Source organism: Mesorhizobium sp. M0239, assembly GCF_040321815.1.
Taxonomy (GTDB): Bacteria; Pseudomonadota; Alphaproteobacteria; order Rhizobiales; family Rhizobiaceae; genus Mesorhizobium.
This window is the reverse complement of sequence record NZ_JAMYSG010000009.1, coordinates 186,086-200,499: the sequence shown is the minus strand read 5'-3', so window position 1 is coordinate 200,499 and position 14,414 is coordinate 186,086. Positions and strand designations below refer to the sequence as shown.

The 14,414-nt window shown below is 60.7% G+C and carries 13 protein-coding genes; 4 read left to right on the top strand and 9 right to left on the bottom strand.

Translation table 11 applies throughout. The annotated features are described in order from the left end of the window. Positions 1 to 19: 19 nt before the first annotated feature. From NKI99_RS12035 to NKI99_RS12005, 7 genes are all read right to left on the bottom strand, one after another. Entirely contained in the window at positions 20 to 361 is a 342-nt protein-coding gene (locus NKI99_RS12035) for a hypothetical protein (protein ID WP_352441943.1), read from the bottom strand. Between the two features lies 1 nt (position 362). After that, positions 363 to 965, bottom strand: coding sequence for a cytochrome c oxidase subunit 3 (locus NKI99_RS12030; protein ID WP_023809500.1), 603 nt, complete (start codon positions 963 to 965; stop codon positions 363 to 365). Continuing rightward, positions 962 to 2,902 carry a cytochrome c oxidase subunit I gene (ctaD, locus tag NKI99_RS12025; protein WP_050592652.1) on the bottom strand — a complete coding sequence of 647 codons (1,941 nt, stop codon included), beginning with the start codon at positions 2,900 to 2,902 and terminating at the stop codon, positions 962 to 964. The genes NKI99_RS12030 and ctaD overlap by 4 nt, the downstream gene beginning before the upstream one ends. Next, positions 2,899 to 3,879 carry a cytochrome c oxidase subunit II gene (gene coxB / locus NKI99_RS12020; protein ID WP_352610940.1) on the bottom strand — a complete coding sequence of 327 codons (981 nt, stop codon included), beginning with the start codon at positions 3,877 to 3,879 and terminating at the stop codon, positions 2,899 to 2,901. Before coxB ends, ctaD begins: the two co-directional genes overlap by 4 nt. 248 nt (positions 3,880 to 4,127) lie before the next feature. Further along, a complete protein-coding gene (locus NKI99_RS12015; RefSeq protein ID WP_352441946.1) occupies positions 4,128 to 5,009 on the bottom strand; it encodes a cytochrome c oxidase assembly protein in 882 nt (293 codons plus the stop codon). Positions 5,010 to 5,104: 95 nt separating this feature from the next. After that, on the bottom strand, positions 5,105 to 6,859 hold the full coding sequence (locus tag NKI99_RS12010) for a thiamine pyrophosphate-dependent enzyme (protein ID WP_352610928.1): 1,755 nt from the start codon (positions 6,857 to 6,859) through the stop codon (positions 5,105 to 5,107). A 106-nt stretch (positions 6,860 to 6,965) separates the two neighbouring features. Continuing rightward, entirely contained in the window at positions 6,966 to 7,976 is a 1,011-nt protein-coding gene (locus NKI99_RS12005) for an ATP-dependent DNA ligase (RefSeq protein WP_023809496.1), read from the bottom strand. Positions 7,977 to 8,200: 224 nt separating this feature from the next. On the opposite strand from NKI99_RS12005, the gene NKI99_RS12000 reads away from it, so the two are divergent. From NKI99_RS12000 to NKI99_RS11990, 3 genes are all read left to right on the top strand, one after another. Continuing rightward, on the top strand, positions 8,201 to 8,791 hold the full coding sequence (locus NKI99_RS12000) for a LysE family translocator (protein ID WP_050592649.1): 591 nt from the start codon (positions 8,201 to 8,203) through the stop codon (positions 8,789 to 8,791). Positions 8,792 to 9,125: 334 nt separating this feature from the next. Continuing rightward, positions 9,126 to 10,418: an Nramp family divalent metal transporter gene (locus NKI99_RS11995; protein ID WP_023809494.1), complete on the top strand. Its 1,293-nt coding sequence runs from the start codon at positions 9,126 to 9,128 to the stop codon at positions 10,416 to 10,418. Positions 10,419 to 10,505: 87 nt separating this feature from the next. Further along, positions 10,506 to 11,000 (top strand): hypothetical protein, encoded by a 495-nt coding sequence (locus NKI99_RS11990; protein ID WP_023809493.1) that lies wholly within the window; start codon positions 10,506 to 10,508, stop codon positions 10,998 to 11,000. 72 nt (positions 11,001 to 11,072) lie between these two features. Here NKI99_RS11990 and katE read toward each other — a convergent pair whose 3' ends face one another. Continuing rightward, complete coding sequence (katE, locus tag NKI99_RS11985) at positions 11,073 to 13,184, bottom strand: catalase (RefSeq protein WP_023809492.1); 2,112 nt, start codon at positions 13,182 to 13,184, stop codon at positions 11,073 to 11,075. 291 nt (positions 13,185 to 13,475) lie between these two features. On the opposite strand from katE, the gene NKI99_RS11980 reads away from it, so the two are divergent. Continuing rightward, on the top strand, positions 13,476 to 14,039 hold the full coding sequence (locus NKI99_RS11980; RefSeq protein WP_352610927.1) for a sigma-70 family RNA polymerase sigma factor: 564 nt from the start codon (positions 13,476 to 13,478) through the stop codon (positions 14,037 to 14,039). On the opposite strand, the gene NKI99_RS11975 is transcribed toward NKI99_RS11980, so the two are convergent. Continuing rightward, positions 14,040 to 14,216: a hypothetical protein gene (locus tag NKI99_RS11975; RefSeq protein ID WP_023809490.1), complete on the bottom strand. Its 177-nt coding sequence runs from the start codon at positions 14,214 to 14,216 to the stop codon at positions 14,040 to 14,042. It lies immediately after the preceding gene. Positions 14,217 to 14,414: the final 198 nt, after the last annotated feature.

Genomic DNA, 14,414 nt, shown 5'->3' with positions numbered 1-14,414 from the left:
CTCCGCGTCTTTGGCGTCGTCACAGTTCGCACCCGCTGAAGATCAGCCCTGCCACCACTTGCGCCAGCAAGATGAGCGTGAACAGCGCCCCGACGCCCACCGAAGTCCTGGCAAGGAACGCACGCGTGCGCGCCCTCCGGGGCGGGATCGTACCATGTCCGCGGTCATGAACGGCGTGCCACGACAGCAGCGTGCCTGCCAGGGCGACAGCGGCGCCTATCAATGAGAACAAGGCAGTGGGACGAAAGCCGGCATGGCACTGCCAGGATGCAATGGAGTAATCGAGCTGCAGGGCTATTGCCCACGCAACTGGCCCGCTGACCAGGCCTGCCCAGGAAACGCCGGTACGGATCGCCTGCATCTCACATCCTCGGAGCCCAATAAATAACAAGATAGAGCACGACCCATGAGACGACGACGAAGTCCCAGTAGAACGCATTGTCCGAGACGTCGCTGAAGCGGCGGCCCGCCTTGCCTTTTTGCGTGAACATGAGAACCGCCAGGACGATCGTGTCGCCGACATCGGTAAGAAGATGCGTCGTATGCAGTCCAAGCAGGAACCACACGATCGATCCGTAAGCGTTCTGATCCCAGGAAATCCGCAGAGCCGGAAATTCCCAGATGCGAACGATCAGCGGAAGAATCCCGACGATCGACATGACGACCATGCCAAGGCGAACTTTCGCGAGGTCCTGGCGACGCGCCCAAAACTCGATCAGGTGGTTGGGCACGACGCTCGCAACCAGAATAATCAACGCTGCCGTGCCCGGCAGCAAATCTGGCGCCGGGGCTCCGATGGGCCAATGCCGGGCCAGCACAGCCAGATAGAAGTAGGTGCCTATCGCCAAGGCAAAACCTGTTGCCTCGAGAGCAATGAAGGCAAGGGTTCCCCACCACATCGGGCTCGCCGACCCGAAATCATATGTGGGCAGGTGGCTGACGTCGGCGACGGGACGGTGCCTCATTCCTCGTCCTCCGGCTCGCCTTTCGGCCAGAACCAACAGATGAAGCCGATCGAAACCGGGATCGCTCCCCAGACCACCGCCCATGGCGTGTATATCGAACCGAGAAATGCGCCGCCCACCGCAATGGCCGACAGCAGCGGCCAGATCGAGTTGTCAGCCGATGGCACCCTTAGTTGCGGCACCGCATCGGCGACCGTGCCGGCGAGCACCTCGCGTGCGTCGACACGCAGACCCTCGACCACGGGAAGCGTATCGGGCTCGGCCCAAAGCGGTTCGCGGTGAGTTACCACGGGCAGCCGCGAAAAATCGTAGGAGGGCGGCGGCGACGTCGTCGCCCATTCGAGCGTGCTCGCGCCCCAGGGATTGTCTCCGGCAATGCGGCCGTTGCGAAGGCTGAGCAGGAGGTTCAGGAAGAAAAGCGCAAAGCCGGCGAACACCACCAGTGAAGAGAGGCTGATGAGGAGGTTCATCTCGCCCCAGCCGCTCGCCGGCGGATACGTATAAACGCGGCGCGGCATGCCTTGCAGACCGAGAATATGCATGGGGAAGAAGGTGAGATTGAACCCGAGGAAGACGAGCCAGAAATTCCAGCGGCCGAGCCTCTCCGACAGCATGCGTCCGGTGATCTTGGGAAACCAGTAATAAACGGCGCCGAGCAGGGGGAAGACGGCGCCCCCGACCAGCACATAGTGGAAATGGGCAACCACGAAATAGGTGTCGTGCACCTGCAGGTCGAGCGGCACCGAGGCGACCATGACCCCGGTCAGGCCGCCGATCACAAAGGTGAAGATGAAGCCGAGCACGAAAAGCATGGGCGTGGCGAAGATCGGCCGGCCGCCCCAGATCGTCGCAATCCAGCAGAAGATCTGAATGCCGCTCGGAATGGCGATCATCATCGAGGAAGCGGTAAAGAAGCTTTCGCCGAGCTGCGGCAGGCCGGTAGCGAACATGTGGTGCACCCACAGGCCGAAGGAAAGAAAACCGATCGAGATCAACGACAGGACGATGCCGAGATAGCCGAAGATCGGGCGGCGAACGAAGGTCGGCAGGATCGCGGAGACGAAGCCGGTCGCCGGAATGAAGATTATGTAGACCTCGGGATGGCCGAAGAACCAGAACAGATGCTGCCACAGCAGTGCATCGCCGCCTGCTGCGGGATCGAAAAATTTCGTGCCGACCAGGCGGTCCAGGATCAGCATTGTACTCGAGACCATCACGGCCGGCATGGCGAACAGGATGACGAAAGCCGTAACGAGGACGGACCAGACATAGAGCGGGATGCGGTCGAGCGACATGCCGGGAGCACGTTGTTTGAACACTGTCGCGATGATCTCGACCGCTACCGCGAGCGCGGACACTTCAGTGTAGGTCACCATCTGCGCCCAAAAATCGGGGCGCTTGCCGATGCCATATTCGGGTCCGGCGAGCGGTACGTAGGAAAACCAGCCGGCATCCGCACCGGTTTCGAAGGCAAAGGCGATCCAGATCATCAGCCCGCCGGAAAGATAGACCCAGTAGCTGAATGCATTGAGCCGCGGAAAGGCGACATTGCGAGTGCCGATCATCAGCGGCACCAGGTAAATGGCGAAAGCTTCCATCACCGGCACGGCGAACAGAAACATCATCGTCGTGCCATGCATGGTGAACAGCTGGTTGTAGAGATCGGGGCCGATGTGGCCGGCCTCAGGCTGGGCAAGCTGGAAACGCATGGCGAGCGCTGATAGACCCGCAAGGATGAGAAACAGGAAAGCCGTCACGATATAGCGCCGTCCGATCAGCTTGTGATCGACCGTGACCAGCCAGCCGTAGAAGCCTTTCGGCGTTCGCCAGGCATGCGCCAGAAAAGCGCGCAGTCTCACCTCTTCGAGGCCGGTGTCACGGATGCCTTTCAAGCCCTGCTCGGTATGCTCGGCCGGCTTTCCCGCAATGCCGCTCATTCGAGGCTTCCGAGATAGGTGACGACCGCGTTGAGATCGTCGGCGCTAAGGGCAATGCGCGGCATCTTGGCGCCAGGCTTTATCGACTGTGGATCGGCAATCCAGGCGGCGAGTGCGCCAGGGGTCATGGCCAGCGTATCCGCGGCCAGTGCACGTCGGCTGGCGAGATGGGTAAGATCAGGTCCGACCGTTCCGCTGGCAGGCGTGCCTCTTATCGTATGGCAGAGCGCACAGCCGGTGGAAAGAAATGCCTGTTGGCCGTGGCGTTCTTCCTCGCCGCCAGGCGCCGATGCGACGGCGTTTTGCCTGGATTGCCATGCTTCGAACGCTTCGCGGCTTTCCGCGATGACGGTGATGGCCATATGGGCGTGCTGATAGCCGCAGAATTCGGCACACTGGCCACGATAGATGCCGGGCTTATCGGCGATGAGGGTAAGCTGGCTTAGCCGGCCCGGAATGAGATCGCGCTTACCGGCAAGGTTCGGCACCCAGAAGCTATGAATGACATCGAGCGAATCGAGTTCGACCTTGACCGGTTCGCCAACCGGGACATGGATTTCATTTGCCGTGACGATCGATTGCGAGGGATCATTACCGGCATACCGGACCTCCCACCACCATTGGTGCCCCGTGATCCGCACGGCAAGCGTTTCCGTTCCGCTCAGCGAAGCAATGGATTTGCCGGCGAAAAAACTCGCTATCGTCATCATGACGAGCACCAGAACGGTCAACGCAATGGCGCTGCCGACAGCGCGGGTAAATCGGCGCTCCTGATGTGAATCGATCTCGAGCGGCGAGCGCGTTGTCTCGGACAGGCGGCGATGCAAAAGCGCTGCCGCCAAGACCAGCATGACAAGCAGCCACGTGGCCACCGCGACTGCGCTGAAAGACCAGATCAGATCAAGGATTCTCCGGGCGTTCGCACCGTGTGCATGGAGGGCCGACTGCCGATCGCCGCATCCTGCCAATACCAACATCGGCGCTGCGCTGACCCACCTCAAACGCTGTTGCGCGGCCTTTCCCGGAACAATGTCAGTCAGGATTTGCGTTGGACATGTAAAGGCAAGCGACATTCGCGGTCGTGTCCGCCTGCGAGAGCCGGCCAACGGACTCATGCACCTCGCCATGAAGGATCCACCATCGTTGCCAAGGCCATAACGCAGCTGACTGAAAAAGGATGCTTGGCAACACCGCCCCGGCGAAAACCGACGTGAAGCGGTGCGGGTTAGACGATGCGCAACTCCTGGGGAGCCTGATGCCGCCGACTGCTCGTTTGAATCCAGAAAGCGACCAAGAGCAGTGCGGCTCCGCCATAGATCAGGCCAGCGGGAATCCACATGATCAAGCCTGCAAGTTGCTGGTCCTCGAGCGGGCTGAGCCCCCACAGATCCGAGCCGACGGCGTTGGCCGGATACCACAGCTTTGGCGAGACAACGAGCAAAGCCCCGAGCAGCCCGGTGTGGAGCGAGGTGAAGAAGAGATGCATCACCGCATTGCCGCGAGCGTGCTCGCGGCCAGGGCGAGGCAGCAGCACCCACCAGAACAAAAGCCCGGTGCCGAGGAAGCTCGCGTGCTGGGCATAGTGCAGGAAACCCTGCTGGAGGGCAGCCTCGAACAGCGCCGGGAGATGCCAAATCCATATCGCGGCTCCGTGCAGGACGGTCGCGACCACAGGGCGGCTGATGAACGCCCAGATCGCCCGAAGCGTATTTGCATGTCCGGCCGCTCCGAATATCTGGCGCAGTTGTACCGGCAGTGCCCACATCATCGCCGCTGTCGGGCGGGAGGTAACCAGCAGAGGCGCTGCGACCACCATCAGCAATTCATGCTCGATCATGTGCGCCGCAAACACATGTTCGCCCAACGCATGGATCGGGCTTACAAGGGCGAACGCCAGGACGGCCCAGCCGGCAGCAAACTGGAAGGCCTGCCGTGATCGCAAGCGACGTCCGCGTCCGCTCCGTCGCCACAGTCGGTTGGCGCCGGCAACATACAGCAAAAGGATTGCCGCCAGTGGCAATGTGATGGGGAGCGCCAGAGTCCAACCGGCCTGCGGAGCGCCGTTACCGTAGCAGATGGAGGTCGAAAAAAGCGCGTCGAAGCTCATGATCCGCATCCGTCACCCGGAAGAGCACCGGTTCATCTGGAAAGATCCAGAATGAAGCCAAGGAGGCGCGCTGTTCCCACCTCCTTGCGCCGCCTCTAGGCGTCCATCATCGATTTCGCCGGCTCCCGGGCGATATTTTCTTCTATGCGTTCGTGTCCCGGTGTTCGCGGCAGGGCCTGGCGGAAGTTCTTGGCATAGTCTGCCGGCATTTTGGGCGGCATCAGCGGCTCATAGGCATCGACCAGCGCTTCGATCACGACAGGGCCTTCCGTGGCGAAAGCCTGGTCGAGAACCGTCTCGATCTGATCGGTCCGCTCGATGCGAAAACCCTTGGCGCCCATTGCTTCCGCCGCCATGGCAAAATCGATCGGCTGCAATTCGCAGCCGAATTGCGGATTCCCCAGAAACATCATCTGCTCCCAGGCGATCTGATTGAGCATGTTGTTCTTGATCACCAGAACCTTCAGCGGGATCTTGTAGCGCACCGCCGTCGAGAATTCGCCGAGCTGCATGGCAAAGCCGCCATCGCCGACGATGGCGGCAATCGGGCGACCGGGGAATGCTATGCCGGCAGCGATGGCGTAGGCGAGACCGCAAGCCATCGACGCCAGCGATCCGGACACCCCAAATGCCTGGCCGCTGCGAAGATCGACATGGCGGGCGGCCAGTTCCGTGTTCTGACCGGAATCCGTGGCCAGCACCGTGTCGTCGGCCAACCGTTGTCCGAACGCCCGGGCAATCGCCTGTGGCTTCAAGGGTCGCGCCTGCATGTCTTCCGACTGCCGCATCATCTCGCGCCATTTTCTCATGGTCTCTTGGGAACGGTGCAGGAACTCATCGGAGGGCTTCTGCGTCAGACGTTGGTTGAGCGCGCGCAATGTCTCGGCCGCGTCGCCGACAAGGCCGGCTTCGACTGGAAAGCGCAAGCCGATCCGCTGCGCATCGCAGTCGATCTGGACGCCACGGGCCTGCCCGGGCTGCGGGTAGTATTCGATATAGGGAAAGGTCGAACCGACAATCAGCACCGCGTCACAGCTCTCCATCGCCTCTTGCGAAGCCAGGGTTCCAAGAATGCCGATCCCGCCGGTGGTGTAGGGATGGTCGTCCGGCAGCACCGCCTTGCCCAGCAAGGCCTTCGCGACAGGCGCCTGCAGCAGGCGCGCCGTGTGTTCGAGTTCGGCGGCCGCGCCGATGGCGCCGCGTCCGGCCAGGATCGCAACCCGCGAAGCGTCATTGAGAATGTCGGCGGCTTTGTCGAGCTCAACGTCCAGCGGTACGCTGTGAGCGGCGAACATATCCTGCGGCGTGTGCGCCGGGCGATTGCGCTTGGAGCGCTTCGACGGATCGCGCTCCTGCTCCTGGATGTCGCTGGCAATCGAAAGATGTGCGACGCCCTTGCGCGCCAGCGCGGTTCGGCAGGCAAGGCTGGCGACGTTTTCCATATGCGCGGCATCGGCAACATGGGCGTTATAAACGGAGACATCATTGAACACGCGCGTCAGATCGACATCCTGTTGCGTGAACGTCTCGATCAGATCGTGGAACTGCATGCCCGTAATCGCCAGCACCGGAGCCTGGTCGAGCTTGGCGTCATAGAGGCCGGTCAGAAGATGTGTTCCGCCGGGACCGGACGTCGCAAGGCACACGCCCAGCTTACCTGTCCACTTGGCATACGCACATGCCATGAAGGCAGCCGATTCTTCATGCCGGACCTGAACGAAGGCAATCTTGTCGCGCCGCGTCCGCAACGCTTCCATGACGCCGTTTATGCCGTCTCCCGGCAAGCCGAACACCACCTCCACGTCCCAGGCGACGAGCGTATCGATGAGAATTTCTGCTGCATTTGGCATGTCAGGGTAGCTCCGGCGGATGGTGTCCGAACCGGTGAATCCCGAGTTGGTTCCTTCGTCACAATAAATCGTGACAGGTTTCTGGAAGCGATCTCCCCGGAGCGGTCTATTCGATCTGCTCGAACGTGCATTGCCGTGGCGCCTTGTCGGGGCGCCAGCGCAGCAGTTTGGTGCCGTGGCGAAACCGATTGCCGGTAACGTGGTCGAAGCGGACCTCCACCACCAGTTCAGGTTCCAAGGGTTCCCATTGTCCGCTGCGCTCCGTGCTCCAGCGGCTCGGGCCGCCGGGCGCCTTGCCGGTGAATCCGGGCTCTGACCGCAGCCCTTCCAGCCGGCGCGTGAGCGCTCCTCTGTCGGTCCTGGCGATGGTCGACGTGAAGCCGACGTGATCGAGCTTGCCGTCGTCATTGTAGAGGCCGAGGAGCAGCGAGCCGACCTCACGACTGTCCGCGAGATAGCGGAAACCGCCGACAACGCAATCGGCGGTGCGCCTCGGCTTTACCTTCACCATCGCACGTTCGCCGCACAGATAATGCTCATCGAGCACTTTGGCCACGATGCCGTCGGTCGATGCATGGCCGGAGCCGTTTAGCCATCGAGCCGCCGTGGCTGCATCATAAGCGCACTTCGACAGGCGAAGATCTGGACTGTTCGAGGAGGTCGCGAAGTCCTCGATCGCTCGCCGCCTTTCGACAAGTGGCTTGCCCGTGATGACCTCGCCGCCCGGCCTGGCAAGCATGTCGAAGAGGATCAGACTGGCAGGCGTCTGCGAACTCAGTTTGCGGATTCTGCTTTGTGCTGGGTGAAGGCGCATCTGCAGCGCTTCGAAGGAAAGCTCACCGTCAACCTCAATGACAATCTCGCCGTCGATGACGAAGTGCCCGCGCTTGAGGTCACGCAAAATCTCCGTGATTTCTGGAAAATAGCGGCCGAGCGGCTTGCCGGATTTGGCGCGCAGGTCAACGGCGTTGTCGCTCTTGAAAGCCAGGCAGCGAAATCCGTCCCATTTGGGCTCGTACTGCCAGCGGTTCCCGTCCCTGGGGATTTCATCGGCAAGCCTGGCCTCCATCGGAGGAGTGTCCAGCGGGAGCGGGAAGGCGTTTATCGGTTCATGCACGGGTCAGGCCTCCAAAACCGGTTCAGGAACGGCTCCGGCTTTTCAACTTCCAGGACTGGCACCGCGTTCCATCTGACGGTTCTGCCTGGTTCTTCGCGATGGGACATTTTCATTTGCCGCGGAACCCGGATGACGGCTGGTCGCTTTGATGTCATCGGCAACGCGAGCGGAGATGTCCCATCGATCCCTCATTGTGGATAGCTTTTGTCGGAACCGTCATTCTGATGCAGATGCCGCCAGGCCCCGACAGCATGCTGGTGATGGCACGCGGCATCGGGCAGGGGCGCGACGTGGCGCTGTTCACGGTGCTCGGCATGACGCTGGGCGCCGGACTTGTGCAGCTTCCGCTGATTGCATTCGGCCTGTCCTCGCTTGTCCACGCCTCGCCCCTGGCGTTCAATCTGCTTCGATGGGCCGGGGCGGCCTACATCGTCTGGCTGGGTATCCGGCTGCTGCTTTCATCCTCGGCAACCATTCCCACGGGTGACCTCAAGGCCCTGCGGCCGCTCGCCGCCGCCCGGGAAGGAATGATCGCCAATCTGAGCAATCCCTGGCCTTTGATGTTCATGGTTGCGTTCCTGCCGCAATTTGTCGATCCGCATAGGGGCTCCGTCACGTTGCAGCTGGTGCTGCTTGGCGCAACACAGAAGATAACCGGTGTGCTGGTGCTGGGAGCCTACGCCTTGGCATCGGGCGCGGCCGGCGCATGGGTCATGCGGCACCCTCGCGCAAGGCTTTGGCAGCAGCGGCTCGCCGGCTGTCTCATCATCGGCCTCGGCGTGCGGATGGTGATCGGCGGCGGTACGAGCCGCTGACGAAGCGGATGAACAGCCGGGCCCCACACTCGACTTTGGCGCCGCTGGACATTCCTTCAAAGAATAATTTTGTGCCACGTCGCCTGAATGACAGGCTTCGACACAAGCATTCTCTTCTTCAGGGGAACGGAGCATTCGCTTCGATGTTCGGCTCCGCCGAAAGAACCCGCATGGGATGAATCGCCGTCGCGGACCGGGACTGTGTCCAGGAACAAAAAGCCTGACCAGAGGTTCGAACTCGATCTCAATGCAGCTTGAAACGGCTGCTTCATCGGCATCCGATTGGAATGTTCGTCATGATTTCTTGCGTGGCCCCGGTAAAGACGCGCCTTCAATGAACAAGCCACCTGAAGAGGGCCAAAGGGCAAGAGAGCCAAAAAAAGGCGGCGTCGTTCGGGCTCTCGGGCTTGGTCTGATCACCGGCGCGGCCGATGACGACTGCTCGGCTATCGGTACCTACGCGAGCGCCGGAGCGCGGTTCGGGCCCGACCTGCTGTGGACGGCACCTGTCACGCTGCCGATGATGTATCTCGTCGTCTATCTTTCATCCAAACTTGGCCAGGTTTCGGGTCGCGGGCTTTTCAAGGTCATATCGGACTTCTATCCGCGTTGGCTGCTATGGTCTGTGCTGGTGGGCGTACTGATTGGCAACACGATCGAGGCAGCCGCCGACCTTGGCGCCATGTCGGCGGCCATTGTGCTGTTTGTTCCGCTGCCTGCTCCGTTGGTCGTCATTGTCGTCGCGATCGTCATTTTTGCCCTGCAGGTGTTCGGATCGTATAAATTGATCCGAAATGTGTTCCGGTGGCTGGCTCTGGCTCTGCTTGCCTATGTGGTCTCCGCGGTGCTTGCCAAACCGGATGCCGCCTCCGTTCTGCGTGGCACGCTGTTGCCAAAAATCGAGTTCAGCCGCGAATACCTGTCCATCCTCGTCGCCATCGTCGGGACCACGCTCTCCGCATACCTTTACACGTGGCAGTCCAATCAGGAGGTGGAGGAGGAGATCGCCAAGGGTCGAACGAGCCTCGAAGAGCGCAAAGGAGCCACCGAGGGCGAGCTGCGCCGATCCCGCCGCGATATCCTGATCGGCATGACGTTTTCCAATCTGATCATGTATTTCATCATCCTTTCGACAGGGTCGACGCTCTACAAGGCCGGGCAGACGCAGATCGAGACAGCGGCACAGGCGGCCGAAGCGCTGCGGCCGCTTGCCGGCGACGCTGCCGGCATTCTCTTTGCGGCCGGTGTAATTGGCGTCGGCTTTCTGGCCGTGCCGATCATGACCGCTGGCGCTGCTTTCGATTTCGCTCAGGCGATGGGATGGAAGAATAGCTTGCATGCCAAACCCCGGCAGGCTCCCAAATTCTACATCGTGATCGGGGTCATAACGCTGGTGGCGGTGGGCCTCAATTTCTTCGGCTTCAACCCGATGAAAGCGCTGGTCTGGTCCGGCATCGTGCAAGGATTTTCAACGCCGCCGCTGCTGCTTCTCATTCTCATCATGACCAACAACCGCAAGATCATGGGTGACAAGGTCAACAGCACAAGTACGAACATCCTGGGTGGGGTGACGATCCTGGCGATTCTTGCGGCGTCGGCGGGGCTGGTAGCAAGCTGGTTCCTGTAGCTCGCCGGGCGTGAAGGATGTTCAGGCCTGGTGGAACATCGGCGGTCAAATGTCGTTGAGACGTTTGTGGGAGAAAGAAGGTTGTCCATGTCAAAGTTGCAGGCCGCCACTCCGGATCGTTTAAGGCAACTCAGGCTTGAAGCTTCAGCACATTTCGCTCCGTTGATGCTGAACGAGGCCCTGTTGCGCCTTTCCCATGCCTGCGGAGCCGACAGCCTCGACCGCTTCGAGAAAGCCATGGTTGATCAAATCGAGGCAGCAAAGGACGATCGGGCCGATTTCGAATCGATCAAGGAATTCGCGATCGAGCAGCTTTACGCCCTGGTCCGGAACGCCAACGATTCGCCAAAAAAGAAACAGGCACTTGAGAAGATAGACACGCGCAGAACGCCCGGCCGTTCCGAAGAACCACAGACGCTCGAGGACCAACTGCAGGCGGGGTTGGAGGATTCCTTTCCGGCGAGCGATCCGCCCTCGGTGGTGTCCACGACCATTTCAGGCGGAGCAAAGAAGCTGGTCGGGACCGACGAGGTCCTGGAAAAGCAGCGGCAACAAGCGTCCAGCAAGGAAGGCCGCTCGTAGATCGCGGTGGCGGCTGGTGTGGCGGCAACCAAGGCCTGCGGACACGCCAACGGAACAGCTGGCGCCATCGCATCAAAGCTTGACAGCCGCCTCCCGCGCCCAGAGCCGCAGTTTGCGGCATGACTGCACAAACGCAGTTACCGAAGCTGCCGAATCCAGCCGCGTCAACCCCTCATCGGCATCGGGAGCGACGCCTGCTTTGATCAGGAGCGGCTCGGCCCCTGTGGTGAAGCCGATGAACTTGCAGTGCGCAAACGCATCAGACACGAAATCCTTCGCAGCGGCCTCCTTGACCAGCAACTCGGCGCCCGCCTCGGAGAGGAGCAGCACCACCGCGTCGAACAATACGGATGGACCGCCGTCGATCATGTGCCTTGCCTCGATGTGAGTGCCGTCGGCGGTTTCGACGCCGCCCACCTTGGGCGCAACCACCTCCATCACCGCGCCTTCCGCTTCGATGGCGGAACGAAGTTCCTCGAACAGCGCGACATCGGCTCCATCGCTAAGCATGACACCGACTTTGCGGCCTTCAAAACTATCAGGCCCATTTTGAATGATGCTGAGCGCCGGCGACGGCGGCAAGTCATCACGCGGCGTAACGGCGGCTTCGGCAGGTTCGGGCAGGTCACGGACGCCGAGCTTGTCGGCGACCGTGGTCGCCAGCGTTTCATCGATGTTCAACAAATGCGAAACCATGCGCTCGCGGATCGCCGGTGCCTGGACCTTGCTCAGTTCAAATGTCAGCGCCATCGCGATGTGACGCTGCTCCGGTGGTGTCTGGCTGTTGAAGAATTGCCGGGCCTGGCTGTAGTGATCGGCGAAGCTCTCCGCGCGCAGACGTACTTTCTGCCCTTCTTCGGCATCGGCGAAAGAACGGAAGCCACGCTGCGGATCCTCGCGCGGTCCCAGTCCCCATGAGTTCGGCTCATAATTGGCGCGACCGGCCGGGTTGCGCATGGCCATGTGCCCGTCCTGTTGAAAATGGGCGAACGGGCACTTCGGCGCATTGATCGGCAGATGGGTAAAGTTCGGGCTGCCCAGCCGTTTCAATTGGGTATCGAGATAAGAGAAGTTGCGGCCTTGCAGAAGCGGATCGTTGGAGAAATCGATTCCGGGCGGCACATTCTGCGTCATGAACGCCACCTGCTCGGTCTCGGCGAAGAAATTATCCGGCATCCGGTCGAGCACCAGCCGACCGACCGGAATTGGTTCGAGGACCTCTTCGGGAATGATCTTCGTTGCATCCAGGATATCGAAGTCGAAACTGTCGGCAAACGCCTGATCGAACAGTTGCACCGTCAACTCCCATTCCGGGAAATTGCCGGCCTGTATGGCCTCCCACAGATCGCGGCGATGGAAGTCGGGATCGGCGCCATTGATCTTGACCGCCTCGTTCCAGACCACCGATTGCATGCCGAGCTTGGGTTTCCAGATGAACTTGACGAAGGTGGATTCGTCCTTCGCGTTGACGAGGCGGAACGTGTGCACACCAAAGCCCTGCATGAAGCGGAAGGAACGCGGGATCGCGCGATCCGACATGATCCACATCACCATGTGCATCGATTCCGGCATCAGGCTGATAAAGTCCCAGAAATTGTCGTGCGCCGTCTGTGCCTGCGGAAAGGCACGGTCGGGCTCCTGTTTGGCAGCGTGGATCAGGTCGGGAAACTTGATGGCGTCCTGGATGAAGAAGACCGGGATGTTGTTGCCGACCAGGTCCCAATTGCCTTCCTTGGTGTAGAGCTTGACCGCGAAGCCGCGCACGTCGCGGGCGAGATCGAACGAGCCCTTGTTGCCGGCAACCGTCGAGAAACGAACGAATGCCGGCGTCTTCTCACCAACTCGCTGGAAAATGTCGGCACGTGTGTATTTGGCAAGTGACTCGTAGGTCTCGAAAAAACCATGCGCACCGTAGCCGCGGGCATGAACGACCCTTTCCGGGATGCGTTCGTGGTCGAAGTGGAAAATCTTCTCGCGAAAGTGAAAGTCCTCGATCAGCGATGGTCCGCGCTCACCGATCCGCAATGTGTTTTGGTCGTCGGAGACAGGCGTTCCGAGCGCCGTCGTAAGGGCAGGCGTTTCGTCCCCCGCGATCTGGTGCAACTCGCCGCCATTTCCGCGCGCGCTATTCTGATCCAGTCCACTTGCCGATTGGCGAGCGGAGGGGCGAGCGGATTTGGCCATGACAGGTCCTCGATCGATACCGGAAGGTTGAAGTGGTCAAGCCATCAAACTGCCGGTGAGCGGCTTTGTTCCCGTAAAAAATGGACGCTGGAGACACCGCTGTCGGAGGAGCCGTGACTGCTGCGGCGATGGTGCGCGCCGATCGGATGACAGATATCTCCGCCTGCGCAGAATTTATGAAGAGTTGTCTCCAGCACGAGGAACGAACCAAACTTCCATGCATTTAGCTGGGGCTGCGTTCACACACTCTTTCTTCTGGGAGCTGGACCATTGTCATCCGGAGGCTGCCTTTTGGCCGACCAGGAAACCAGTGAAGTTTCCATCGTTGACCTGATACCTGCCCTGCGGGCATTCGCGCGCACCTTCTGCCGCGTCCCCGACGACGCCGACGATCTCGTGCAGGAGACACTGACCAAGGGTCTCGCCAACATCGACAAGTTCGAACCCGGTACGCGCATGAAGTCGTGGCTCTTCACCATCATGCGCAACACTTATTACACCCGGGTCAAGATCGCTGCCCGGGAGGCGCCCGGCCTGCTCGATTGCGCGTCTTCGAGGCCAATTTCGGAAGCTACCCAGGAATGGACGGTTCAGAGCAGGGAAGTTCACGGCGCCATTCAAAGGCTGCCTGAACACCAACGCGAGGTCCTGATGCTGATCGGCGTTTTGGGAGTGAGCTACGAGGAAACCGCCGACATATGCGGTTGCGCGGTCGGGACGGTCAAAAGCCGCCTGAACCGTGCGCGCGCCAACATCCTTGAATTACTGGGGGAGAGTTCGCTGCAGACATTGATGGAAAGACGAAACCAGCTGTCGGATGGTCAGCTCGATGTCGAGGTCGACGGCCGCAGATAGTCAGTTCTTCACGTCGCGTCGACGTTTCTCGACGAGCGCGTTTTGCAATTCGATCGCCAGCTCGGTCAGGCGATCTGGAATTTTTTCCTGCTCTATGGCGGCCAGCAGGGAAGCAATCTCCTGATCCACAGCCATCTCGACATGCGGATCCGCGGTATCGTCGCTCGAACGAGACATCACATTCTCTTGATAGCGGTCCCTTGATCCTAGTGTGGTGGTAAGCGCCTTGCATTACAAGGCGGTGTCCACCGCCAAGAAGCTCACCAGCGGCCCCTTGCACAGGTTTATTTCCTTGCTGCTCCTTCGTCGCCGCGGGCCATGGACGCGCTGCGGTAGCGTTCAGTCCTTAGGCAATCGGTCAGCGGCGTGACCCGG